General features: G+C 65.9%; 23 protein-coding genes and 1 pseudogene. 11 read left to right on the forward strand and 13 right to left on the reverse strand.

Annotated features, from left to right (window positions below):
* Positions 1-19: 19 nt before the first annotated feature.
* Positions 20-1270, reverse strand: coding sequence for a low temperature requirement protein A (locus E3O62_RS15955; protein WP_134343148.1), 1251 nt, complete (start codon positions 1268-1270; stop codon positions 20-22).
* A gap of 141 nt (positions 1271-1411) precedes the next feature.
* Between E3O62_RS15955 and E3O62_RS15960 the strand changes: the two genes are divergently transcribed.
* The 7 genes from E3O62_RS15960 to E3O62_RS15990 all read left to right on the forward strand — a co-directional run bounded on the left by E3O62_RS15960 (position 1412) and on the right by E3O62_RS15990 (position 8329).
* Positions 1412-2596, forward strand: a complete 1185-nt coding sequence (locus tag E3O62_RS15960; RefSeq protein ID WP_134399193.1) for an acetyl-CoA C-acyltransferase — start codon at positions 1412-1414, stop codon at positions 2594-2596.
* The gene (locus tag E3O62_RS15965) at positions 2597-3343 is read left to right on the forward strand and encodes an enoyl-CoA hydratase/isomerase family protein (RefSeq protein WP_134393883.1); all 747 of its coding nucleotides are present in this window, start codon (positions 2597-2599) and stop codon (positions 3341-3343) included.
* Positions 3340-4242 (forward strand): 3-hydroxyacyl-CoA dehydrogenase family protein, encoded by a 903-nt coding sequence (locus E3O62_RS15970; RefSeq protein WP_134393882.1) that lies wholly within the window; start codon positions 3340-3342, stop codon positions 4240-4242. Before E3O62_RS15965 ends, E3O62_RS15970 begins: the two co-directional genes overlap by 4 nt.
* Positions 4239-6320 (forward strand): phenylacetic acid degradation bifunctional protein PaaZ, encoded by a 2082-nt coding sequence (paaZ, locus tag E3O62_RS15975; RefSeq protein WP_134399195.1) that lies wholly within the window; start codon positions 4239-4241, stop codon positions 6318-6320. The genes E3O62_RS15970 and paaZ overlap by 4 nt, the downstream gene beginning before the upstream one ends.
* Positions 6321-6822: 502 nt before the next feature.
* Positions 6823-7137 carry a carboxymuconolactone decarboxylase gene (locus E3O62_RS15980; protein ID WP_134399196.1) on the forward strand — a complete coding sequence of 105 codons (315 nt, stop codon included), beginning with the start codon at positions 6823-6825 and terminating at the stop codon, positions 7135-7137.
* Positions 7138-7229: 92 nt separating this feature from the next.
* Positions 7230-7901 carry a hypothetical protein gene (locus E3O62_RS15985; RefSeq protein WP_134399198.1) on the forward strand — a complete coding sequence of 224 codons (672 nt, stop codon included), beginning with the start codon at positions 7230-7232 and terminating at the stop codon, positions 7899-7901.
* Positions 7898-8329, forward strand: coding sequence for a VOC family protein (locus E3O62_RS15990; RefSeq protein ID WP_198413817.1), 432 nt, complete (start codon positions 7898-7900; stop codon positions 8327-8329). The genes E3O62_RS15985 and E3O62_RS15990 overlap by 4 nt, the downstream gene beginning before the upstream one ends.
* On the opposite strand, the gene E3O62_RS15995 is transcribed toward E3O62_RS15990, so the two are convergent.
* The 3 genes from E3O62_RS15995 to E3O62_RS16005 all read right to left on the reverse strand — a co-directional run bounded on the left by E3O62_RS15995 (position 8262) and on the right by E3O62_RS16005 (position 11565).
* Complete coding sequence (locus tag E3O62_RS15995; protein ID WP_134399200.1) at positions 8262-8927, reverse strand: DUF4395 domain-containing protein; 666 nt, start codon at positions 8925-8927, stop codon at positions 8262-8264. The genes E3O62_RS15990 and E3O62_RS15995 overlap by 68 nt on opposite strands.
* Positions 8924-9277, reverse strand: a complete 354-nt coding sequence (locus E3O62_RS16000) for a hypothetical protein (protein WP_134399202.1) — start codon at positions 9275-9277, stop codon at positions 8924-8926. Before E3O62_RS16000 ends, E3O62_RS15995 begins: the two co-directional genes overlap by 4 nt.
* Before the next feature lie 230 nt (positions 9278-9507).
* On the reverse strand, positions 9508-11565 hold the full coding sequence (locus tag E3O62_RS16005) for a glucose PTS transporter subunit IIA (RefSeq protein ID WP_134399204.1): 2058 nt from the start codon (positions 11563-11565) through the stop codon (positions 9508-9510).
* 421 nt (positions 11566-11986) lie between these two features.
* Between E3O62_RS16005 and E3O62_RS16010 the strand changes: the two genes are divergently transcribed.
* Both E3O62_RS16010 and E3O62_RS16015 read left to right on the forward strand, forming a co-directional pair.
* Entirely contained in the window at positions 11987-12592 is a 606-nt protein-coding gene (locus E3O62_RS16010; RefSeq protein WP_198413818.1) for a GNAT family N-acetyltransferase, read from the forward strand.
* A gap of 45 nt (positions 12593-12637) precedes the next feature.
* Positions 12638-13459, forward strand: a complete 822-nt coding sequence (locus E3O62_RS16015; RefSeq protein WP_134399208.1) for an HNH endonuclease signature motif containing protein — start codon at positions 12638-12640, stop codon at positions 13457-13459.
* 214 nt (positions 13460-13673) lie between these two features.
* Here E3O62_RS16015 and E3O62_RS16715 read toward each other — a convergent pair whose 3' ends face one another.
* From E3O62_RS16715 to E3O62_RS16050, 9 genes and pseudogenes are all read right to left on the reverse strand, one after another.
* Positions 13674-13844 carry a hypothetical protein gene (locus E3O62_RS16715; protein WP_166784683.1) on the reverse strand — a complete coding sequence of 57 codons (171 nt, stop codon included), beginning with the start codon at positions 13842-13844 and terminating at the stop codon, positions 13674-13676.
* 246 nt (positions 13845-14090) lie between these two features.
* Positions 14091-14648 (reverse strand): dihydrodipicolinate synthase family protein, encoded by a 558-nt coding sequence (locus E3O62_RS16025; RefSeq protein WP_255573924.1) that lies wholly within the window; start codon positions 14646-14648, stop codon positions 14091-14093.
* Positions 14649-14746: 98 nt separating this feature from the next.
* Positions 14747-14872, reverse strand: a pseudogene (locus tag E3O62_RS17375) (dihydrodipicolinate synthase family protein); the annotation flags it as partial.
* Complete coding sequence (locus E3O62_RS16885; RefSeq protein WP_198413825.1) at positions 14826-15083, reverse strand: hypothetical protein; 258 nt, start codon at positions 15081-15083, stop codon at positions 14826-14828. The pseudogene E3O62_RS17375 and the gene E3O62_RS16885, both read right to left, overlap by 47 nt.
* Positions 15084-15425: 342 nt before the next feature.
* The gene (locus E3O62_RS16035) at positions 15426-16163 is read right to left on the reverse strand and encodes a B3/4 domain-containing protein (protein WP_134399210.1); all 738 of its coding nucleotides are present in this window, start codon (positions 16161-16163) and stop codon (positions 15426-15428) included.
* The gene (locus E3O62_RS16040; RefSeq protein WP_174720159.1) at positions 16156-16761 is read right to left on the reverse strand and encodes a helix-turn-helix domain-containing protein; all 606 of its coding nucleotides are present in this window, start codon (positions 16759-16761) and stop codon (positions 16156-16158) included. The genes E3O62_RS16035 and E3O62_RS16040 overlap by 8 nt, the downstream gene beginning before the upstream one ends.
* 63 nt (positions 16762-16824) lie before the next feature.
* Positions 16825-17187: a zinc-binding dehydrogenase gene (locus tag E3O62_RS17280; RefSeq protein ID WP_370448941.1), complete on the reverse strand. Its 363-nt coding sequence runs from the start codon at positions 17185-17187 to the stop codon at positions 16825-16827.
* Positions 17103-17876 (reverse strand): alcohol dehydrogenase catalytic domain-containing protein, encoded by a 774-nt coding sequence (locus E3O62_RS16045; RefSeq protein WP_370448940.1) that lies wholly within the window; start codon positions 17874-17876, stop codon positions 17103-17105. The genes E3O62_RS17280 and E3O62_RS16045 overlap by 85 nt, the downstream gene beginning before the upstream one ends.
* A 275-nt stretch (positions 17877-18151) precedes the next feature.
* Positions 18152-19504 carry an MFS transporter gene (locus tag E3O62_RS16050; RefSeq protein WP_134399212.1) on the reverse strand — a complete coding sequence of 451 codons (1353 nt, stop codon included), beginning with the start codon at positions 19502-19504 and terminating at the stop codon, positions 18152-18154.
* Between the two features lie 188 nt (positions 19505-19692).
* On the opposite strand from E3O62_RS16050, the gene E3O62_RS16055 reads away from it, so the two are divergent.
* On the forward strand, positions 19693-21921 hold the full coding sequence (locus E3O62_RS16055; protein WP_134399213.1) for a malate synthase G: 2229 nt from the start codon (positions 19693-19695) through the stop codon (positions 21919-21921).
* Between the two features lie 787 nt (positions 21922-22708).
* Positions 22709-22969: a hypothetical protein gene (locus tag E3O62_RS16060; protein ID WP_134399215.1), complete on the forward strand. Its 261-nt coding sequence runs from the start codon at positions 22709-22711 to the stop codon at positions 22967-22969.
* Positions 22970-23009: the final 40 nt, after the last annotated feature.

Here is a 23009-nt window from a genome sequence, read left to right on the forward strand (position 1 = left end):
CGAAGCCGCCCAGTTTCGGCTAGCCGGCCTCCTTCTCGGCGGTGCCGTTCCGCACGCGCACGATGGTCCCCCAGCAAGCGACGGTCGTCAGCATGAGCGCTCCCAGCGCTCCTAACGCGAGCGGCGAGAGGGCGAAGGCGAGGGGCAGCGCCAGCAGCAGTAGTGCGATTCCCGTGACATGGGAGATCAGCACCTCCCGGGCCACGACGAATCGGAACAGCGCCAGCCCCAGCAGGTACAGCAGAGGCCCGCCGGTGATGGCGACGGCCGTCGAAAAAATGACCGGGTCATCCGGATGCGCCAGGATCTCCTTCACGCCGACCGAGCTCAGAACAATGCCGGCGATGAGCATCGCATGTACATAGGTATACGCGAGCCGGGCGAGCCGGCCGGGGTCGGCGGCATCGGCGAGGGCTTTGCTGCCCGCGTACTCGCTGTGGTCGAAGTACAGCCACCACATGGCCGCTCCACTCACGAAGGCCAGCAGCAGGCCGAGCACACCCGGCACCGACACGTCCTGATCGACGAAGGCGAAGCCCGTCACCAGAAATGATTCGCCGAGTGCGATGATGACGAACAGGGCGCTGCGCTCCGCGATGTGCGGACCGGAGAGCTCGCCGTCGCCGGGAGTGGCCCGGCCGAGGCCCGGCACCGGGAAACCGAGCTTCGCGGAAACGAACTCGATCCCGAGTGCGGTGGCCCAGAGCAGCAACCGGTAGTCGGCCGGGAGCAGGCCGCCGAGAATCCAGAAGAGCCCGGCCACGGCGAGCCAGAGGAAGATCCGCACGAAGGCGCGGAAGAGGGCGCGATCGTGGAGCGCGAGGGCGAGCGCCATGAAGGCCGTTCGGCCCAGCTGCAGGGTGACGTAGGCCACGGCGAAGAGGAATCCCCGGTCGCCGAATGATTCGTAGATCGAGACGCTCACCACCAGCCCGACCAGGGAGAGGCCGATCACGACCCCGCGCACAGGCAGGCGGGCCGGATCGAGCAGGTTGGTCACCCAGGTGGTGTGCACCCAGATCCACCACAGGGCGAGCACCAGGATGACGGACTCGGCGGCTCCCTGCCAGGACTGGTTCTCGTAGAGATGGCGCGACAGCTGGGTCAACGCGAACACAAAGATCAGGTCGAAGAACAGCTCGATGTAGGTGACCCGATCCGCCAGGTCGGGCCGATCCGGGCGCATCAGATTGAGCCGGAGGCCAAAACGGCCGGCGGGGCGGCGACCGGTGCCGGGAGCGGAGGGGACGGTGCTGGGCGTTGCGTTCACGCACCCAGTCTGCCTCAGTCCGGCAGATGTGGGGGAGGCGGCATGGCGGCCTCCCGTGTTGCCCTGATGGGACTTTCTATGACATTCTTTTACAAAACGAACGGTCAGTTAGTAAACACGGCGATCAAAGGTGATGAAGCCATGCCCGAAGCATTCCTCGTTGATGGTGTTCGAACTCCTATCGGGCGATACGGCGGGGTGCTGGCCGGCATCCGCCCCGACGACCTGGCCGCCATCGTGCTTGCCTCGGTCGTGTCCCGGTCCGGGCTGGATCCCACCCTCCTTGACGAGGTCGTCCTCGGCGCCGCCAACCAGGCCGGCGAGGACAACCGCAACGTCGCCCGGATGGCCGTGCTCCTGGCCGGTCTCCCCGACAGCGTGCCGGGGATCACGGTCAACCGGCTCTGCGCATCCGGCCTGTCCGCCGTGCACCTGGCCGCCAACATGATCAAGGCCGGCGAAGCAGACCTCGTGATCGCCGGCGGCGTCGAATCGATGACCCGCGCACCCTGGGTTCTCGCCAAGCCGGAGAAGGCGTTCGCCAAGCCGGGCGAGATCGTCGACACCTCGATCGGCTGGCGCTTCACGAACCCGCGCCTGCAAGCGCGCGACAAGGCCACCTTCTCCATGTCGGAGACAGCGGAGGAGGTCGCCGCCCTCGACGGCATCAGCCGGGCGGATGCCGACACGTTCGCCCTCCGCTCGCACCGGCTGGCACTCGAGGCGCAACGTGACGGCATCTTCACGCCCGAGATCGTGGGTGTTCCCACCCGCGCCGGACTGATCGAGATCGACGAGGGCCCCCGAGCCGACACCACGCTCGAACGCCTCGCCGGGCTGCGCTCGGTCGTGCGGGCGGGCGGCATCGTCACGGCCGGCAACGCCAGCTCCCTGAACGACGGGGCCTCCGCCATCGTTGTGGCGAGCGAGGCGGCCATCGAGCGTCTGGGGCTGACGCCCCGCGCCCGGGTGGTAGGCGGAGCCAGCGCCGGCGTCGCCCCGGAGACCATGGGCCTCGGCCCGGTCCCCGCCACCCAGAAGCTGCTGCACCGCCTGGGACTGACCATCGGTGACGTCGACGCCGTCGAACTCAATGAGGCGTTCGCGACCCAGTCTCTGGCCTGCATCCGCCGGCTCGGCCTCGACCCGGAAATCGTCAACCGGCACGGCGGCGCCATCGCCCTCGGGCACCCGCTCGGGTCGTCCGGGTCCCGTATCCTGATCACCCTGCTGGGGCGCATGGAGCGCGAGGGTGCCCACCGCGGCGTGGCCACCATGTGCGTGGGCGTCGGGCAAGGTTCCTCCCTGCTGGTGGAGCGCGTCTAGATGTCGCGCGAGTTCACGACGCTGCTGGTCGAGGAGCGGCCCGACCGGGTGCACGTACAGCTTGACCGACCGGCCGTGCGCAACGCCATCGACCAGACCATGATCGACGAGCTGCACCTGGTCTGCGCCGACCTCGAGCAGGAACCCCGCATCCTGATCCTCTCCGGCACCAACGGCGTCTTCGCCTCCGGGGCCGACATCGCCCAGTTGCGGGAACGCCGGGCAGAAGACGCCCTGAACGGGATCAACTCGACCCTGTTCGGCCGGATCGCCCGCCTGCCAATGCCCGTGATCGCCGCCATCGACGGCTGGGCGCTCGGCGGCGGGGCCGAGCTGGCCTACGCCGCCGACTTCCGGATCGCCTCCACGACCGCCCGGCTCGGCAATCCGGAGACGGCCCTCGGCATCATCCCGGCGGCTGGAGCGCTGTGGCGGCTGGCCGCGCTGGTCGGCGAACCCGTGGCCAAGGAGATCATCCTGGCCGGGCGCATCCTGAACGCTTCCGAGGCGCTGGCGGTGCACCTGGTCACCGAGGTGCACGAGTCGAACGCCCTGCTCGCGGCAGCGCACGCGCTGGCCGACCGAATCGCCAAGCAGGACCCGCTGGCCACCCAGCTGGCCAAGGAGGTCTTCCATGTTCCCGCCGCGGAGCATCCGCTGGCCGACAACGAGGCCCAGGCGCGCCTGTTCGAGTCCGACCAGAAATTCACCCGAATGACCGCATTCCTGGAGAGGAAGAAGCGATGACGCCCAGCACCGTGTCCACACAGGCCCGAGCCGCTCAGTCCGTGCCCGTGCCGCACCAGGTCGGCGTGCTCGGCGGAGGCCGCATGGGCGCCGGCATTGCGCACGCGTTCCTGATGGCCGGGGCCCATGTCACCGTGGTGGAGCAGGGAGACGACGCGGCTGCCGCCGCCCGTGACCGGGTCCTGACCGCCGTCGACAAATCCCTCAGCCGCGGTAGCGTGACCGCGAGCAGCGCCGAGCTCGTCGATCGGCTGACCGTGACAACGGATGCCGCCGCGTTCGCCGGCTCCGGCCTCGTCGTCGAGGCCGTTCCCGAGGTCGTGGCTCTGAAGACGCAGGCGCTCCGCCTGGTGGAGGCGCACCTCGCCCCCACCGCCTGGCTGGCGTCCAACACCTCCTCGCTGTCGATCACCGATCTGGCCGAGGCGCTGGACCGCCCGGACCGGTTCATCGGACTGCACTTCTTCAACCCGGTGCCGGTCTCGACCCTGATCGAGGTTGTCACAGGGGAGCGCACCGACCCGGAGCTCGCCCGGCTCGCCCAGGCCTGGGTGTCCGCGCTCGGGAAGACGCCGATCCTGGTGCGGGACTCGCCCGGCTTCGCCAGCTCCCGCCTCGGCGTCGCGATCGCGCTCGAGGCGATCCGCATGGTCGAGGAGGGTGTGGCCAGCCCCGAGGCCATCGACACGGCCATGGTTCTCGGCTACAAGCATCCGGTCGGTCCTCTCCGCACGACCGACATCGTCGGCCTAGACGTTCGCCTCGGCATCGCCGAACACCTGCACGACACCCTCGGCGACCGGTTTGCCCCGCCGCAACTGCTGCGTGACCTTGTCGCACGCGGTGACCTCGGACGCAAAAGCGGCCGCGGCTTCTTCGATTGGAAGGACGCATCATGACACTCCTCAGCAATGGCACAAGCACTGACACCGGCCCTGACACGAGCTCTGACACGGTCGTTCCCAGCTACGTTCTCGACTCCTGGTGGACCCCGGACACCGACGTGGTCGCCCAGCGTGTCCTCGACGCGAGCACCGGGGCCGAGGTCGCCCGGGTCAGCAGCGACGGGCTCGACCTGGCCGCCGTGGTCGAACACGCCCGCACGGTCGGCCAGGCCTCGCTCGGGGAACTGACCTTCCACCAGCGCGCCATCCTGCTCAAGAAGCTGGGACAGTACCTGGGCGGGGTCAAGGAGGAGCTCTACGCGCTCTCCGCCCGCACCGGCGCCACCCGCTACGACTCGATGGTCGACATCGACGGCGGCATCGGAGTGCTGTTCACGCTGTCCTCCAAGGGCCGGCGCGAGATGCCCAACAGTCAGGTCTACATCGACGGCGACGTCGAGGCGCTCTCCCGCGACGGCTCCTTCAGCGGTCAGCACATCTACACCCGCATTCCCGGAGTCGCCTGCCAGATCAACGCCTTCAACTTCCCGGTCTGGGGCATGCTTGAGAAGCTGGCCCCGGCGTTCATCGCCGGCGTGCCGACGATCGTCAAGCCCGCGACGCCCACCGGGTACCTGACCGAGGCGGTCGTGCGTCACATCCTGGCGTCCGGCATCCTGCCGCTGGGCGCCCTGCAGCTGATCTCCGGCAGCGCCCGCGACCTGATCGACCACCTCGACTACCGCGATCTGGTGGCGTTCACCGGGTCGGCCAGCACCGCCCGCTCCCTCAAGGCGCACCCGAACGTGGTCGAGGGCGGCGTGCGCTTCACCAGCGAGACCGACTCGCTCAACGCCGCGATCCTGGGTCCGGACGCCGCGGCCGGCACGGCCGAGTTCGACGCCTACGTCGCCTCCGTCGTGACCGAGATGACCAGCAAGGCCGGTCAGAAGTGCACCAGCATCCGCCGGCTGATCGTGCCGGCGGGCCGCCGCGACCAGGTCGTCGCGGCCGTCTCCGAACGGATGGCCCGCCGCGTCACCCTCGGCGACCCGCGCGCCGAGGGGGTCACCATGGGGCCCCTCGCCAGCACCGGGCAGCGCGACGAGGTTCTCGCCAGCGTCGCCCGCCTGATCGACGGCGGCGGACGCATCGTGATGGGCTCGGTGGACGCCCCGACCGGAACCGACCCGGGCGGCGCCTTCGTCGCCCCCATCCTGCTGGCCTTCCATGACCCGGAGAGCCCGGCCGTGCACGAGATCGAAGCCTTCGGCCCGGTGGCCTCCATCATCGAGTACACCGACCTGGACCACGCCATCGCGCTGGCCGCGCGCGGCGGCGGCTCACTGGTGACGACCGTGGCCACTCACCACCCCGATATCGCGCGCACGCTCGTGCTCGGGATCGCAGCGCACCACGGCCGGGTGCTGATGCTCGACCGGGTCGACGCGCGCAGCAGCACGGGCCACGGATCGCCCGTTCCGCACCTCGTGCACGGCGGACCCGGGCGGGCCGGCGGCAGTGAGGAGCTCGGCGGCATCCGTTCGGTGCTGCACCACATGCAGCGCACGGCCATCCAGGGCTCGCCCGACATGCTGACCGCCATCACGGGGGAGTGGCACGCCGGTGCCGCGGTACGAACGGGCATCCACCCGTTCCGAAAGTCCCTGGCCGAGTTGCGGGTCGGCGACCAGACCCAGGGCGGACCGCGCGTGGTCACTCTGGCCGACATCACGGCGTTCGCCGAGGCCACCGGCGACAAGTTCTACGCGCACACGGACCCCGAGGCGGCGGCGGCGAACCCGTTCTTCCCCGGGATCGTCGCGCACGGCTACCTGCTGGTGTCCTGGGCGGCCGGGTTGTTCGTGGATGCGGCCCCCGGGCCGGTGCTCGCGAACTCCGGGCTGGAGAAGCTGCGGTTCGTCACCCCGGTGTCGCCCGGCGACAGCATCCGGGTCACCCTGACGGCCAAGCGGATCACCCCGCGCGAGACCGACGAGTACGGCGAGGTCTGCTGGGACGCCGTGCTGCACAACCAGAACGATGAGGTCGTCGCCACCTACGACGTTCTCACTCTGGTCGCCAAGGAGTAACCCCCCAGCACCAGCTGAGAGCGCCACAGGCAGAGCGCCAGATCGGGTGTCCAACGAGTTCGACGGAGATTTCAAGGAATGAGCCGGTTTCCGGGCTGTTCTGATACATCTTCGTTAAAATCTCCGGCGATTTGGTTCGCACTGCGGGGGGCGTGCCGGGGCGCGTGCCGGGTGCCCGGTTCGCACAAGCGCGGCAGCGGTCCGACGCGCGTGGGGGCTAACTCAGGAGATCCGTCCGGCCTGGCCGGGCATCCGCACCTGTGCCGCACTGGTCCATGGCGGCCGGGCATTCAGGGCGACGGATGTCCTGAGTTGGCCACACGCGCGAGCCGGCACCCCGACCTGACACCGGTCCAACGGCCCGACGGATCACCCGATCCGGGTGGTGCCAGGGGGCGCACCTCGTTCCACTATCGGTTGTTGCAAGCTGGGCGCACACAGTGAGAGATCGGTGAGTCCAGACGACACCGACACAGGCTCAGCCCCGGAAATGGAGTGCCTCATGGCTCAAGGAGAAGACCCGGTGATGGAGACCCTGGACGATATCAACGCCGTGTCCCTGTCCCGCACCGACCTGGACAGTCGGTCGCTGATGTTCGTGCGCATCGCGGCTCTCGCAGCGGTCGAGGCCCCGATGATGTCCCATCTGCTGCACATCGGGCCCGCGGGGGAAGCGGGTCTGACCGTGGACGACGTCGATAATGTGCTCGTTGCTGTGGCGCCGATCATCGGCACCGCCCGCACCGCGGCCGCCGTGGGGAAGATCGCCGAGGCCCTGGGTCTGGCGATCCAGCTGACCTCGGAAGACACCGAGTAGAACCAGAACCAGACCGGTCCAGGGTGTCCGGCCCGTCAAGTCACCGGGGGAGCGGGCCGGATGCTTACAGTCACCGAAAGGAGAGAGTCCCCATGACGACATCGGTCCGCAAGCAGAAGACCGCCGCCCTGATCGGCCGTCTCGCCGCGGCCGTTCTTCTCACCGGGTGCACCGAGTCAGAGCCGACCGCGTCACCCACGCCATTCGCCACCGCCACATCCTCGGAGACTCCCACCGGCACGTCGCCCACCGGGGAGCAGACCATCTGGGCCGGTCACGTGTGCTCGTCGACGGCCACCCTGAAGACCGATGTGCAGGGCCTGGTGTCGTCTGCCGCCGCGGGCGGGGACGATGTCTCGGCCCGGCTGAACACCCAGATGACGACGATCATAGAGTCGGTGGCCACCCTCGCGGACACGATCAGGAACGTGCCGAGGGGCAGCGAAGACGATCCCGAGGTGGCCGCCGTCAGGCAATCCTCGGATGCCCTTAGCACGTCGATCTCCGGCCTCGAGTCGAGCGTGGCCTCGGTCGAGGGCGCAACCGGTACAGCCCTGGACGCGGCTCTCGGTTCGGTCGCCGGCGACGCCGGCGCCTCCCTGACGGCACTCGCCTCCACGGTGGCGGCGATCGCCGCGGCCGCCGCCGACCGCACCAGCACGATCGGGCAGGCCTTCGACGCCGCGCCGGAGTGCACTGCCCTGACCCGGCAGGCCTGCGGGGGACCCGGGCATGACACCGGGCATGACACCATGACTGAGTGACTATCTCGACAGATCCGGCGCTGGTGCCCGAATTACTGGTGCGGGACATCGACGTCAGCATCTGGTTCTGGTGCGAATTGTGTGGATTCACGACGAGCTACGACCGCCCGGACGACGGCTTCGCGTACATCACGCGGGGAACCGCGCACGTGATGCTGGAACAGGCAGGCTTCGGCAGGAACTGGATCACGGGTCCACTTGAGGCGCCGCACGGGCGCGGAGTGAACTTCCAGGTGGCCGTGCCCGACGTCGATCCGATTCTCTCGGCATTGCGAGGGGCCGGCGTCTCACTGTTCATGGAAACCGAGACGAAGTGGTACCGCGTCGACGACGAGGAAGCCGGCGTACGCCAGTTCCTGGTCAGCGATCCGGACGGCTATCTGATTCGATTCCAGAGCCCACTCGGTCGGCGGCCGGTCGCTCCATAGAGACGCCTCTGTCGAATTCGTTCGGGACCTGGAGGAACTGCCGGGATTCGGGTTGCACGGTGTGGCGCTCCCCGCGCTTCGGCGGAACGTAGCTGCAGGTGTCGCCGGCGCACATCTGCGGCTTCTGCTTCGCGAAGGCCCGCTGCAACTCGCAGCCGAGGCAGATGCTGAACGCGGTCTCCAGGAACAGAAGCGACAGGCAGAGGCTGCAAAGCGCGAGGGTAACGCCGTTGCTGACGTTCAGGAATCCCATCACTCCGCAGGAGATGAAAGCCATGCCCAGGCCGATCGACCAGGCCAGCTTCTTCTGTGCTGCACCCACCCATTCGGGTCGTTGAGCTCGCACCAGAAGCGAACCAATGATGAGGCTCGGCGTGTACTTGGTACCGATGAAGAGGCGGAAGGTCATATCGAACATGAAGATCGCGCCGAACATGCGCAGCGGTTGATACTCGCCGTTGAGTGCGGCGATCATGAACGCAATGATGCCGCCGAGGAACAGAAGGCCGGCGGATGCCCGGACCGCTCGTTCGTTCACCACGTGACTGTCGATCCCGTCGACGAACTCGCCGATGACCGGCTGTTCCTGGGGCGTCATGATGTCGTCCCTTGGATCTCGGCCATGGCCTGGATGCCTCCGGCGCGGTAGGCCTCCCAGTCGCGGTCCTGGCGAGAGCAGGGCATCCCCTGGTCGGCCCAGCGGGCCTTCACCGCGGTGGCCTCGGCCTCGACCTGCCGGGCAGCGGTGTCGTCGGTGATCCGTCGTAAGAGCTCGCCGAGGGCGGCCACCCTCCCCTCCTGGAACTTGGCGGCGGGGTACGAGCGACCGTCCTTTGCGAGGGCGCACGAGGTCGTGCCGCCCAGCAACAGCGACCACTCGTGGGCCGCGTGGGTTCGGACGCTCAGAATGTCCGACCTGGTGAGACTAGGGGTCGCGTCAGCTGCCATTGCGGCAAGTGCAGCGATCGGCCTCCGCCATTCCGTAGAGTGCGTCCTCGATGTGCTGGCCGCAGCCATCCCAGGTCGCCTTTTTGCAGTTGGAACACGTGATCTGATAACACATGGTGGAATCCTCTTTCTATGTCTGTGGCAACGAGGGTAACATACCCCCGGGGGTATTGTTTGCGACAAAAAAAGGTGGGCAGAAATTCTCTGCCCACCTTTTGACCTGAGGTGTCTTATTTGGCGGTGACCGTGATAAGAGGGCTTCCGACCTCTACCTGGCCAGACGCTGCCTGGTCGACCGATCCGAACTTCTTGGGGTTCGTCACGAGCACCGGGGTGACCAGCGAGTAGCCGGCATCCTCGATCACCTTGCGGTCGAAGGTCACCAGCGGTGTGCCTGCCTCGACGCGGTCGCCCGCGGCCACCTTGACCTCGAAGCCCTTGCCGCCAAGGTTCACGGTGTCGATACCCACGTGAATGAGCATTTCAACGCCGCTGTCGAGTCGCAGTCCGAAGGCGTGACCGGTCGCCTGAGCGACGAGAACCTTGCCTGCTCCAGGGGCGTACACGGTGTCCTCGGTCGGATCGATTCCCACGCCAAGACCGACGATTCCCTTACTGAACACAGGATCCGGCACATCCGTCAACGGAACGACGATACCGGCGATGGGCGAACCGATCGTCGCCAGGACCGTGGCGGTAGCGGTAGCGGTAGCGGTGGCGGTCCCGGTGCCTGTTCCTGAGCCTGACGCACCGGCAACAACGGGGGCTGCGATGTCAGAGTCGGTTGAGGCATCGTCGCTCGCTACGGTTTCCGCCGCCAGAGCCTCGGCGAATTCCGCCTTCTGCTCCGGCGTCTTATAGCCGGAGAGGATCACGAGGACCATCGCGGTGAAGAACGATGCGGTAATCGCGCCCGCATACAGGGGAATGTTGTCGAACGCGGGGATGGTCAACAGCGAGGTGAAGACGAATGCGCTGGTCTTCACGCCGCCGCCGAGGCCGAGGATGACGCCGCCCACGAGGCAGCCCACGAGCATCCGTGGGTAGATGCGCTTGAACCGAAGGTGGATGCCATATAGCGAGGGTTCAGAAATACCACCCAGCAGTCCGGCCGCGAGCGCGCCCGTTGCGGTCTGCTTCATCTGACGGTCCTTTTCGCGGATGGACAGGAACAGCACGCCGGCAGTTGCACCGAAGCACGCGAAGTTCCATGCACCCATGGGGCCCTGGATGAAGTCATAGCCGAGGGACTGGATGTTGAGCAGCATAATTGCGTTCAGCGGCCAGTGCAGGCCGAGCGGAACCATGAACGGGTAGGCCAGTGGGATGACGACCGCGAAGATGAACGGCGAGAAGTCGTTGATCGACTTGAGGAAGTTGCCGAGTGCGGCACCGCCGTACACGCCCATGGGGCCGATCAGGAAGGCGGTCAGCGGGATCATGATGAGCATGCAGAGGAACGGCACGAAGATCAGCTGAACGCTGGACGGAATGATCTTCTTCAGATACTTGGTCAGCAACCCGAGAGCGACCGCCATGATCAGCGGCGGGAACACCTGCGAGCTGTAGTCGGTGACGGTCAGAGGCAGCCCGAAGATCTGCACGACTGCCGCCTTGCCGCCGAAGACGGTCTCTGCTCCGTCGGTGAGTCCCAGCGCGTTGAAGCCGGGGAGCATGACGACGGCCATGATGCCGAAGCCGACCCAGGGGTCAGCACCGAGCCGCTTGGAGGCGTTGTAGGCGACCATCAGCGGAAGGAACACGAAAACGCCCTGCCACATCAGGTTGATGAACGCCCAGGACGGGTCGAGGGTGACGCCTGGTGCGTTCCACGACGGGATAATCCCGAGGGTTGCCATCAGAGCCATGAACGTGATGAACAGGGATGCGCCGAGCAGCGCACCCAGGATCGGGCGGAAGGAGTCGGACAGGATCTCGAAGAACGTGTCCAGCCCGGAGAACTTTCCGCGCGGGCCCTTCGCGCGTTCCGCGGCCTTCACATCGGTGGAATCGCCGGTGCCGTGGTCTCCCGCATGCTTCTTCATTGCGGGAAGCGCCATAATGTCGTTGTATACGGTATCTACGGCTCCGCCGACGACGATCTGGTAGCGATCGCCGGCCTGCGGAACAGCGCCGAGAACCAGAGGCAACGCTTCGACGGCCGCTTGGTCAATCCCCGATGCATCCTTCAGCGTGAAACGTAGCCGGGTGGCACAGTGGGTGAGGCCGACGACGTTTTCGGCCCCTCCGATACTTTCAATAATGTCTGCAGCGGGTTTCGATGCCACCTTGGACTCCTTCTGGTGTTGATGCGGAATATAATGATTCCGCTTGTTACGGCTCAGCGCGAACCACGCTGGCTGGCTGAAGACCGTAATGGTCTCCACGCATCGTTAGCAACGATAACGGTTTTTTTGCACACGCTTAAGCATAAGGACAACGCCGGCCGTGCGCGGAAGGAATTATGCCGTCGCGACTCGGCGATGAATCGGCACCATCGCGGGATGGGGAATCACAAAACACATCCGTCGTCGCGAGCAGTCTGAGCCGGGTTTTTGGGGCTTGAAGTCGTTACTGCACCAATATCGCTGGTCGTGATCCTGGCCCATGGTGCGCGGAGGCCTCCGACGGCGCACCTAGGTTGGTCTCATGTCCAAACCGATTGAAGACCTGTGGCCACCCTTCGGGCTGAAAATTACCTGCGGACCTGTGACTCTGTCTCCTGTTCGCGACGCCGACCTACCCGAACTCGCTGCGCTCGCTGCGGCAGGTATTCACGCGCGGACGGAGATGCCGTTCTTCTTCCCGTGGACCGTAGGCTCCCCGGGCGAGATCCGGTTGCGGCTCATGCAATACCACTGGGCACAACGAGCCGAGATGTCGCCGGCGGCCTGGTCGCTCGAGACCACGGTTCGCGTCGACGGTGAGATCGTCGGTTGCCAGAGCATCTCGACCGGGGACTACCTCGTCACGAGAACGGGGGAGACGGGCTCCTGGCTCGGCATGAAGCACCACGGCCGCGGGATCGGTACGCTCATGCGTCAGGCTCTCTGCGCGTTCATGTTCGATCACCTGGACGCCGCCGAGGTCACCTCAGCGGCATTCGTTGACAATCCCGCGTCTCTCGCGGTGTCGAGAAAGGTCGGGTACCGGGAGAACGGAATCGGTCGCTTGAAGAGGCGCGACGGCGAGATGGCCTTGAACCAGAAACTGGTCCTGACTGCCGCCACCCTGAACCGCGCCGAGCCCGAACTGAAAGTCGAGGGCGCACTGCCGCTCCGGGACTTCCTCGGCCTGAATGGTCGCGATCAATGATCACGGCCTGATCGGGTTATCCACAGGGTGCCTGTGGGTGGGCGGATGCCGCGGGCAATGTCGGTGGGTGCCCGTCGCGGCGGCGCGCTGCCGGGGTCCCGGTGGGATGCGGCCGAGGTCGCGGAGCGGGGGTTCGTCAGCGAGCTGGCCTGCACGATCTGGGTGCCACGCCGCACGGCCGAGAACCTGATCGCGAAGAGCCGGGCCCTGGCCGGCGAGCTCCCGGCCACCCGGGCCGCCCTCGAGGCGGGCGAGATCAGTTTCCAGCACGCGATGGTGGTGGTCAATCAGGTCTGGTCGGTTCCCGTCGAGGCCAGGCCGGCGTTCGAGGCGGCGGTGATGCTCGCGGCGTTGAGCCTGCAGGGGCTGGGGGAGGAACGCACCCTGACGCAGCTCACGGCGGATGTGTTCGCCGACATCATCTTCGACGGGGTCACCCCGTCCGGCCTCGGCACGGGCATCCGGGGTGCGGTGACGGTGACCGTGCCGGTGCTGACTCTGATGGGGTTGAGTGAGGAGCCGGGGTTCCTGGAGGGGTATGGTCCGATCGACCCGGACACGGCCCGGCAGCTCGCGGCCGGGGCGCCGAGTTTCACCCGGATCCTGGTGCACCCGGAGACGGGGGCGGTGCTGTCGGTCGGCCGGGACCGGTACACGGTGCCGGAAGACTTGAAACGGTTCCTCCGGGTGCGAGATAAGACCTGCCGGTTCCCCGGCTGCAACCGGTCGGCGGCGCATTGCGATCTGGACCATTCCCTGGATTGGCAGTTCGACGGGCTGACCGCGCACGACAACCTCGCGCACCTGTGCCCGGCGTGTCATGCGTTGAAGAGCGAGACGGGGTGGCAGGTGTTGCACCATCGGTGATGGCACGCTTGAGTGGACGTCGCCGACCGGGCGCACGTTCGTGAGTGAGCCGGCCACGGTCATCCGCACGGCGTCGACCACACCGTCGCCAGCCCCACCCAGCCGGGATACCCAGTCAGAGGTGCCCGCGCCGTTCTGAGGACGCGCGCGGCAGACACGCGAAACCGACCAGGAGTGCACCCTCGAACCATCCGCCGAGCGGAGCGCCCACCGGTCACCACAGGAGAAGCACTGTTCCGACCAGGATCAGCAGTCCGGCGAGCACGGCGACGAGACGCATCCCGTGAAGGAACACGAACGGCAGATATTGCGCACTGACGATGACCATGCTTGCCGGCACGAACAGGGTCGGTTCGGTCAGTCCCAGGGCAACGGCCGCGAGCATGCCCGAAGGGACGGTGAATGCGATCTGCGTCGCGAGCGTCGTCAGGGGAAAAATCAGCCTCCCCCCAGGAACAGCGTTGCGGGCTAGCTGAGTCGAAAGGACGCGGCCGACTGCTCTGGTGGTTGTTATCCCTTGTCCTTGGGCCGATCGCAACTTTCCTCATCGTGGTGATGCCGCGCGGCGGTCTCCGATTCTGAAGTGCAAGAAGGGTGGCGGCGAAGAGCCCGAGACGCATCGTCACGGTCGTCAGTTACGTAAGTCGAGATCCTCGACGAGCTGGGCGACTCGCGTGCGTGCTGCCACGTTGAGGCCGCGGATGGGGCGCGGCAGCGAGGCGGGAGGAACGAGCCCCAGGTGTTCCGCGATCGTGGCCGTCACTCGCAGACTGCCCTGAGCGGCGAACATCTCCCAGAGCGGCTGCAGACGCTGAGATTCCGCGTCGGCCGCAGCGGTATCTCCTGCCTGTGCTGCGCGGGTGATCGTGAGGGCCAGTGCGGGGAGTGTGCCGCCGATCACCGAATACCAAACCTCGCATCCCGCATTGAGCCCGGTTGCGGCCGCGCTGTCCCCAGAGATCCCGACGGTGACGTGCTCGGGAGCGAGCGAGCGAATCGCATCGACACGGGCCCCTGCTTCATCGGGAACGGTGGGAAGGCCTGGAATCTTGAACGACGTCACGTTCGGCAGGGTCCCGATGCGTGCGTACAGTTCGTCGGAGAAGGTGAAGTGGGTTGTGCCCGGGTTGTTGTACACCACGAGCGGAACGGAGAGCCCCGCCGTGAGGTCTTCGTAGAGGCCGAACACGTCGTCCTCGGTGAGCTTCTGATACGACAGAGGGGCAGGAGCACGCCGGATGCCCCCGCGTTCTGAGCGTCCTCGGCCAGTGCCTGCACTTGAGAGGTGCGCAGCGCGCCGATGCCGACCATCACGGGGGTGCTCCCCGCAGCCTGAACGGCGGTGTCAGCCACGAGGCGGTGCTCCTCACGGTCGAGGTAGGCATAGGAACCAGTGGAGCCGAGCGCGGTGATCGAGTCCGGTGAACATGTGGGGGGCTCCTGTCTGGGACACGGGTGCGGGGACACGCGGTGCATCCCGTTGTGCGGCGGCTCCGGCGCGAACGACGATCGGGATGCCCCTGATCTGAACGAGGGCCGGTGTCTGGTGCAAGACGATCAGACCGAGGAGCACGCCGATGGCGGACTCGACCGCCAGGTGCGTGCCGAACGCGGTGTGGGACATCCGTCGTCAGGCGAGATTTCGAGCGTGAACGGTAGAACGGGCAGAAGCAGTGAGAGCCCGACCGGGGATGCGAGGACGCCCCGGGTGAGCTGCCCACAGGCCTGGGGATACGGAACACGGCCGCGGTTGCGGCGGCACCGGGGATCGTGAGCGGGCCCAGGAACTCGATGGCCACCGCGGTGCCGATCGGGATTCGCTCCGTCCGTGAGGCGCAACCACGCCGTTCCGGCAGCAGCCACTGTCGCAATCAGGTCGACGGAGAGCGCAGAGCCGAGCTGAACGGACAGCATGGCCGTGACAGCAAGCGCCGAGACGGGAATCGGGATGCTGCGGTGGTTCATGTCAGGCATTTCCGGACAGTGCGTTTGCTCCGAGCCGGCGCTGCGCGACCTGAACGTTCGAGCCGAGGCGAATGAGCTCCCGCTCCAGCTCCCGAGCTGCTGCCAATAGTGCGTCGTCATCGAACGGTTCGAGCGCGTCGAGGATGAACAGGGCGCTGGTGGTGGTGTCGGTGAGCTGGGTGCGACGTGCTTGACGCCAGTTCCAGCGTCGACACGTCACACCGCCCGTGTCGGTCCACACGACCTCCCCGGCGTCGGGATGCTCAGTCACGGATGCGCCCTCGGACATGATCTCGAAAGGTTCCGACCCGGTTGCGCGGATCAGGCGTGGTGCTCCGACGTAGTGCGCCAGGTCCTCCCCGCCGAGCGGCACCGCGTGCAGAATCGAGATTGCGTTGTACAGGTCCGTGAGCCGATTCACACGGGGCAGCCCGGATGCCGCGCGGCGCATGAGCGCCTCCAGACTATTGCGGGTGCGCTGTGGCTTCGCACCGAACGCCCGATACGCCTCGCGCCACGCGGCAATGTGCGGAACCTCCTCGACAGCCTGTTGCTGGAGCGTGGCACGAGCGACCTCTTCCGCCGCGAGGAGCAGCGCCTCGCTTGCCTCATCACTCGGGCCGGGCTCGAGTCCATCGACAGCGACCAACACCGCCCGGTAGTCGGGCCGTAACGCGAAGACGTCATCGTCGATTCGGGCGGCGTCGAGAAACGTGTTCAAGGCCGTCCGGTCAGGCATCAGCTCGTTCCATTCGGGTAGCCGAGCCGACGCCCGGGTCAAACACTGTCAGTGAGAATCGTGCTGCGTGCGCGCCGCCGTTGACGTAGGCATGGGCTACGTCGCCGGGGAAGGAGAGCGCGTCGCGATCGTTGAGCGTGACCGTCTGCTCTCCCGACGAAATCGAGATCGCTCCCATGTGCACCTGCACGAGCTCTCTCGTGCCGGCCGTATGCGGTTCACTCACCTGTCGATCGCCTGCTTCGAGGGTCCAGTCCCACAGTTCGACGACGTTCGGCGGTTCAGTCACCGCGACGAGCACTCCGCGCCCGCCGTGCGCGCCGGTCCACAACACCGCGCCCTCGCCCCTCCGGGTGACTTTCATCGGCTTTGATCGGGGCGGTTCGACCAGATCGGGGAGGCCCACGCCGAGGGCGGCACTGATCCGGAGCAGTGTCCCTACGCTCGGGTTCGCGGCACCCTGCTCGATGTTGACCAGCATTCGGCGACTCACCCCGGTGCCTTCCGCCAGCTGGTCCAGAGTCCACCGGTGCTGTTGGCGTTCGTGTTTGACGCGCACACCGATGGCGGTCGCAAGTTCCGCAGCACCTTCATTCATAAGTGCAAAATAGTGCACTATTGGTGCATCAATCAAGGTTTCCTCGGGTACCAAGAGTCGTTCTCAGTGGGGGAGGATGACGATCTTGCCGATGTGTCGTCGCTCGGAGAACTCTTTTTGGGCTTCCGCAATCTCGGTCCGGGCAAACGTGCTGCTGAGCTGAGGACTGACCTCGCCGCCGCGTGCAAGCTCGACCAGCCGACGAAAATGAACCCGGGTGTGTATTGAGGATCCGATCAGCTGCACATTGTGAAGATAGAGGCGACGGAGGTCGAAGTCGATCACCGGCCCCGCCACAGCACCCGCGATCACCCAGCGCCCGTTATCCCGAAGCATCGGCATCATGGTGGAGACCCCCGGTCCACCGGCGACGTCAGCAACCACGTCCAACCCCGCCGGGGCGGCGGCACCGATCTCGGCGAGGATACCGGGTGAGTCCCGGTTGAAGACCTGGGCTGCCCATTGGCGAGCACGGCATCCCCTTTGGACCCACTCGTGATCGCCAGGACCAGTGCGCCTCGAGCGGCCGCCAGCTGAACGAGGGCGAGACCGACGCCGCCGGATGCTCCCGTCACGAGCACGGTTTCGCCGCCTCGCACGTCGGCACGTTCAAGCATTCCGATCGCGGTGCCGAATGCCACCGGCAGGCACGCCAGCTGCTCATCCGATAGAGGGGAATCCTGAACGTCATGAGCATGAGTTGCATCCACGGCGACGTACTGCGCGAACCCGCCATCGGCCTCGCTGCCCAGGTACCCCACCGGAGACGCATCCTCGCTTTCGCATCCGTAGATAGCCGGGTCCACGAGCACCCGGCGACCCAACAGCTCTTCGGTCACACCATGACCCACCTCGACGACAATGCCGGTGATATCCCCACCCTGGATGCGCGGAAAATCAAACGAACCCGGCCAGCCGGCCTGCGCCGTGGGATCTTCCGGCAACCCATATGCTCCCCGGCGCGTCCAAATGTCTGTGTTGTTGACGGCAGCCGCCGTTACTTTCACCAGCACCTGGTGGTACTGCGGCCGCGGCCGGAGCCAATCGTCGTGCAATTCCAATGCTTCGGGGCCACCGAATCTCATCAGTACGGCTGCCGTCATCGCATAATTCATCCTTCGAGCCTGCCAGTGTCAGCGGGCTTTCGTGAAGTGGGTTCCGCCGAAGCCCTGATCCCTGCGAGACACTGCAGATTCCCCGGTTTCGCGGTGTTGGGCCAGGCCGAGGGCATCGCCTTCACCGAACGAGTTCCTGCCCACCATGCACGGGTTCGATGCGTTCTTCGGCAACCACTGCCACTTGAATACCGAGAAGAAGACGGAAATCGGCCGCCGCCGTGCAAAGTCAGATCGGGCTCACCACAGTGTCTCGCGCAACCGTTCCTGCCGTTTCAGTCCTCCAGAGCCTTGCCCCGTTTCTCGGGGAGTCCAAGAGCGCCGAGTGCAGCGACCACGAAGAACATTGCGAAGACCGTGAAAAGAAGTGCGGTCCCGCCCATCTCGCGTAGCATCGGCACGGCCAGCGGAGCCAGGATGGCGGCGATCCGTCCAACGCCGGCTGCCCAGCCGGCCCCGGTGGCACGGATGCGGGTCGGGTACAGCTCAGGGGTGACGGCGTAGAGCGCTCCCCACGCACCCAGGTTAAAAAAGGAAAGAAGCATGCCGGCACCGATCACCTGGGTGGCATCGCCGGCTACCGCGAATAACGCCGCCGCAAGTGCGGAGCCGGCAAGGAATACGGCCAGTGTCCTGCGCCGTCCCCAACGCTCGATGAGGTACGCCGAAGCAGCATAACCCGGCAGTTGGGCCACGGTGATGATCAGCGTGTACGCGAAGGAGCGAACGAGCGAGTATCCCGACGCGACCAGGATGGTCGGAAGCCAGATGAAGGCGCCGTAGTAGGAGAAGTTTACGCAGAACCAGACCAGCCACAGCGCACCGGTTCGGCGACGCAGGCCGCGCGACCACAGCGCGGTGACGCGTGTCCGGGAACCGGTTTTGATCGTCCCCTCACCTGTCTTTGCGGGGCACGCAGAATCATAGGGTCCGGCGGTGATTCCGGCTGACTTTTCGAAACGTCGGACGGTCGATTCCGCCTCAGAGAGGCGGCCACGCGACTCGAGGAAGCGAACCGATTCCGGCAACCGAAGGCGCACGACCACCGCGTACACGGCCGGAACCGCTCCGACAGCGAGTGCCCAGCGCCAGCCGTCGGCCGATGACGGTACGACCAAGTACCCGATGACTGCGGAAACGGTCCAGCCAATGGCCCAGAAGGATTCGAGGATGACGATGATGCGGCCGCGAATTCGTGGAGGCGCGAACTCGCTCACGAGCGTCGAAGCGACCGGGAGCTCACCGCCAAGACCGAGCCCCACGATAAATCGCCATGCAATAAGTACGGCCACAGTCTCGGACAGTGCCGACGCTCCCGTCGCGAGACCGTAAACGAGAAGGGTGAGAGCGAAAACCTGGCGTCGGCCGATACGGTCGGCCAGCAAACCACCGAGAACTGCGCCAATGGCCATACCGACGAACCCGGCGGATGCGATCCAGGACAGCTCCAGGTCGGAGACTTGCCATTGCACCGCCAATTGTGCAAGAACGAAAGAAATGAGTCCAACGTCCATCGCATCAAGCGCCCAGCCCAATCCGGAACCCACAAGCACACGACGGTGCTCTCGGGTGAACGGCAGCGCATCCAATCGCTCGGATCGACTGGGGCGTGCACGAACTTCAGCCATCAGGTTCCTAATTCAGCGTTTGTGACCAGGCGGCGAACTGAGGGTGAAGCCTCTGCCGGATAGTTGAACCCTATTGCACGAGACCTGGCCGACGCGTGTGTGTCATGGAGCGGCGGCGCCGGGGTGCGAGACTGGCCAGACACAGTCGGCCGAGCGGGCGTACCCGCACTAGCCCAAGGAGTTCAACGATGAACACACCCATCACAGCATCCGTCCCAGCGCCTATTGCCGGCCTCTCCGCCCGCGTCGAACGAGCAGATCTCGATGTCGCCTCCTCATTCGCCGCGTTCGTCGAGAACGAGGCGCTGCAGGGAACCGGAATCACCGCGGACGCCTTTTGGCCGGGGCTGAGCACGCTGATCAGCGACCTCACTCCCCGGAACACGGAGTTGCTCGGCATCAGGGATGACCTGCAGGCCCAGATCGATACCTTTCACCGGGCCAACCCCGGCCAGCCTGACCCGGGCGAGTACCGTGCTTTCCTCACCAGGGTCGGGTACCTCGCGACCGAACCCGGGGACTTCACCATCACCACCTCGAACGTCGATGCGGAGATCGCGTCGCAGGCGGGACCCCAGCTTGTCGTTCCGCTGCTCAACGCGCGGTTCGCTGTCAACGCGGCGAACGCCCGCTGGGGTTCGCTTTACGACGCGCTGTACGGCACCGACGCGATATCCGAGGACGGCGGTGCGTCCCGGGCGGATTCCTACAACGCCGTCCGCGGCGGACGGGTGATCGCGCGCGGACGGGCCCTGCTTGACCAGGCCATCCCACTCGAACGGGGCTCGCACGCTGATGCCGTTGCTTACCGAGTCGAGAACGGTGCGCTGGTCGTGGCTTTGACAGACGGATCATCCGCTGTCCTGGCGTCGCCCTCGGCGCTGGTCGGCTACAGGGGAGAGGCGTTGGAACCGTCGTCCGTGCTCTTCCGACATCACGGACTGCACCTCGACGTGATCGTTGATCGGACCGCACCTATCGGGGCCACGGACAGTGCGGGCATCCAGGACATCGTGCTCGAGTCCGCGGTCACCACGATCATGGACCTCGAAGACTCGGTTGCCGCGGTCGACGCCGAGGACAAGGTGCTCGGCTACCGCAACTGGCGCGAGCTCATGCGCGGCACGCTGAGCGAGACCGTCAGGAAGGGCGCCGGCGTCTTCACGCGCACCATGAACGCCGACCGCGTCTACACGGCTCCTGACGGCGGCAAGGTGACGCTGCCCGGCCGGAGCCTGCTGCTGGTGCGCAACGTCGGGCACCTGATGCAGACCGAAACCGTGCGGGATGCGTCCGGCGTCGAGGTCTTCGAAGGCATTCTTGACGCGGTGCTGACCGTGCTCGGTTCGTTCCCCGACCTCGTCGGCGAGACCCGAGGCGGCAATTCCCGCACCGGCTCGGTGTACATCGTCAAGCCGAAGATGCACGGCCCCGACGAGGTGGCGTTCACCGTCGACCTATTCGCGCGGGTGGAGCAGCTCCTCGGTCTGCCCCCGCTCACCGTGAAGGTGGGGATCATGGACGAAGAACGGCGAACTACGCTAAATCTGCGGGCCTGTATCGCCGTTGCCGCGGAGCGCATCGTCTTCATCAACACGGGATTCCTCGATCGCACGGGTGATGAGATCCACACCTCCATGCACGCCGGGCCAATCGCCACCAAGAGCGAGATCCGTTCCATGCCATTCATGGTTGCCTACGAGAACGCGAACGTCGACGCCGGTCTCGCGGCGGGCTTTCCCGGCCGTGCTCAGATTGGCAAGGGCATGTGGGCGATGCCCGATCTCATGCACGACATGCTCGAGCAGAAGATCGCGCATCCCCGTGCCGGCGCAACCACCGCCTGGGTCCCGTCTCCCACGGCGGCGACGCTGCACGCGACCCACTATCACGAGGTGGACGTGGCAGCCCGTCAACGAGAACTGGCCGGGCGGACCCGCCAGGCGCCGGACCCGATTCTTGTCATCCCACTCGCCGAGCGGGACCTCAGCGACGAGGAGCGCCTGACCGAGCTGGACGACAACGTTCAGTCGATCCTCGGCTATGTCGTTCGATGGGTCGACCAGGGGGTCGGCTGTTCCAAGGTTCCGAACATTCACGGCGTCGGCCTCATGGAGGACCGTGCGACGCTGCGCATTTCCAGTCAACTTCTCGCGAACTGGCTCACCCACGGCGTCATCAGCAAGACGGATGTCGACGCCAGCCTCGGGCGACTGGCGGCGGTCGTCGATGCACAGAATTCCGATGACCCGACCTATGAAGCGCTGATCGGCAGAACCGGGCCTGGGCTCGCGTTTCTGGCCGCCCGCAGACTCATCATCGACGGTGCATCCTCACCCAACGGATACACCGAGCCGATCCTCCACCAGGTCCGGAGGGCAAAGAAACGTCTGGCTCCCGCTCGTCATTTGCTCTAACGAACCTTCATGGGGCACAGAATTCACCGCCAGGGCTTCGAGCCGGCGTTGGGCAGCTGGGTGCCATTGGGGTACCGCGGAGCTCCCCTACTCTGCGGGACCTGACTGTTGTTGTTGTGCTCGATGTGAGGTGCGCGTACCCAGGAGCGGAGGGGGCGGCAATGCTGGGACTGCGGGGATGCCCTGCTTGAAGATGGGTTCGAGGAGGCGCAGTGCTTAGTCTGGGAGCCCGTCTCCCGGGAAAAAGACAGTCAGCAATTCCTCGGCCGCACTGAGCTCACGAACATCGCAGATCGCGAGCAGGTTGGCGATGTCCTGCACGTCGCGCCCCGGGCGCTCGGTGGCGGCTTGGTGGCCGTCGTTCAACCGGATGAAAGCGGGTCGGAGTGACCGTTACTGGTTCTGGGGCGTTGCTGGCATCGTCACTCTTTCCTCAATTGGCAGCATCTCCAGTGCTGCTGAGACTCTGCTGGTGCAATTGAACACCTCATAGATCGCCAATCCGTGGTCGGGCAAAAGATGGACGCGGAAGCTCTGCAGGTCCTCAGCCCGCGTCGAAGGAAGGTTATTCATGGCTTCTCGAACACCCAGGCTCTCTCTGGTCGTACTTGTCGTGTTGGTCCTCAGTGGGTGTTCGGCTGGTGCTGGCGCCAGCGATACAGCGTCGGCTACCGGGGGAGCGATCGAGTTGGCGGTATCGCAGACTTGCGCTGATGGGGCGGACTCGCAATGCGTACAGGTCAATGGCGAGAATGTTGTTCTCCCATCCGTACTTGAGCGAGCTGGAGTGAAGGATGCCACCATCGCCGAAGGTGAGGGGCAGAACGCGGTTGATGTGACGTTTACCGAAGACGGGGCGGTCGTCTTTAACGCCCTCACGGTGAAGGCTGTCCAAGCCGGGGATTCGGTGCGCCTGATTATCAAGATCGGCGGGGAGATACAGGGTGCCGTCGTGGTGATGGAGGCCATGGAGGGTGATCATGTGCAGATCAGTGTCTCTCCAGACGACAACGCCCAGAAAATCGTAGACCTGATTCATAAAGGCTGAGAAGCGTCGGTGCATCCGGACAAATTCGGGAGAGCGTGGA

The sequence above is a fragment of the Cryobacterium sp. TMT2-15-1 genome, from assembly GCF_004402345.1.
Classification (GTDB): domain Bacteria; phylum Actinomycetota; class Actinomycetes; order Actinomycetales; family Microbacteriaceae; genus Cryobacterium; species Cryobacterium sandaracinum.

Excerpts from the sequence above, each read along its gene's own strand:
- E3O62_RS15985 (WP_134399198.1), top strand. The coding sequence starts at position 7,230 with ATGACGACATCGGTCCGCAAGCAGAAGACCGCCGCCCTGATCGGCCGT.
- E3O62_RS16040 (WP_174720159.1), bottom strand. The coding sequence starts at position 16,761 with ATGAATGAAGGTGCTGCGGAACTTGCGACCGCCATCGGTGTGCGCGTC.
- E3O62_RS16055 (WP_134399213.1), top strand. The coding sequence starts at position 19,693 with ATGAACACACCCATCACAGCATCCGTCCCAGCGCCTATTGCCGGCCTC.
- E3O62_RS15970 (WP_134393882.1), top strand. The coding sequence starts at position 3,340 with ATGACGCCCAGCACCGTGTCCACACAGGCCCGAGCCGCTCAGTCCGTG.
- E3O62_RS16015 (WP_134399208.1), top strand. The coding sequence starts at position 12,638 with ATGCCGCGGGCAATGTCGGTGGGTGCCCGTCGCGGCGGCGCGCTGCCG.
- E3O62_RS16000 (WP_134399202.1), bottom strand. The coding sequence starts at position 9,277 with ATGGCAGCTGACGCGACCCCTAGTCTCACCAGGTCGGACATTCTGAGC.
- E3O62_RS15960 (WP_134399193.1), top strand. The coding sequence starts at position 1,412 with ATGCCCGAAGCATTCCTCGTTGATGGTGTTCGAACTCCTATCGGGCGA.
- paaZ (WP_134399195.1), top strand. The coding sequence starts at position 4,239 with ATGACACTCCTCAGCAATGGCACAAGCACTGACACCGGCCCTGACACG.
- E3O62_RS16045 (WP_370448940.1), bottom strand. The coding sequence starts at position 17,876 with ATGAATTATGCGATGACGGCAGCCGTACTGATGAGATTCGGTGGCCCC.
- E3O62_RS16050 (WP_134399212.1), bottom strand. The coding sequence starts at position 19,504 with ATGGCTGAAGTTCGTGCACGCCCCAGTCGATCCGAGCGATTGGATGCG.
- E3O62_RS15995 (WP_134399200.1), bottom strand. The coding sequence starts at position 8,927 with ATGACGCCCCAGGAACAGCCGGTCATCGGCGAGTTCGTCGACGGGATC.
- E3O62_RS16885 (WP_198413825.1), bottom strand. The coding sequence starts at position 15,083 with ATGTCCCACACCGCGTTCGGCACGCACCTGGCGGTCGAGTCCGCCATC.
- E3O62_RS15980 (WP_134399196.1), top strand. The coding sequence starts at position 6,823 with ATGGCTCAAGGAGAAGACCCGGTGATGGAGACCCTGGACGATATCAAC.
- E3O62_RS16035 (WP_134399210.1), bottom strand. The coding sequence starts at position 16,163 with ATGCCTGACCGGACGGCCTTGAACACGTTTCTCGACGCCGCCCGAATC.
- E3O62_RS16715 (WP_166784683.1), bottom strand. The coding sequence starts at position 13,844 with ATGCTCGCGGCCGTTGCCCTGGGACTGACCGAACCGACCCTGTTCGTG.
- E3O62_RS15965 (WP_134393883.1), top strand. The coding sequence starts at position 2,597 with ATGTCGCGCGAGTTCACGACGCTGCTGGTCGAGGAGCGGCCCGACCGG.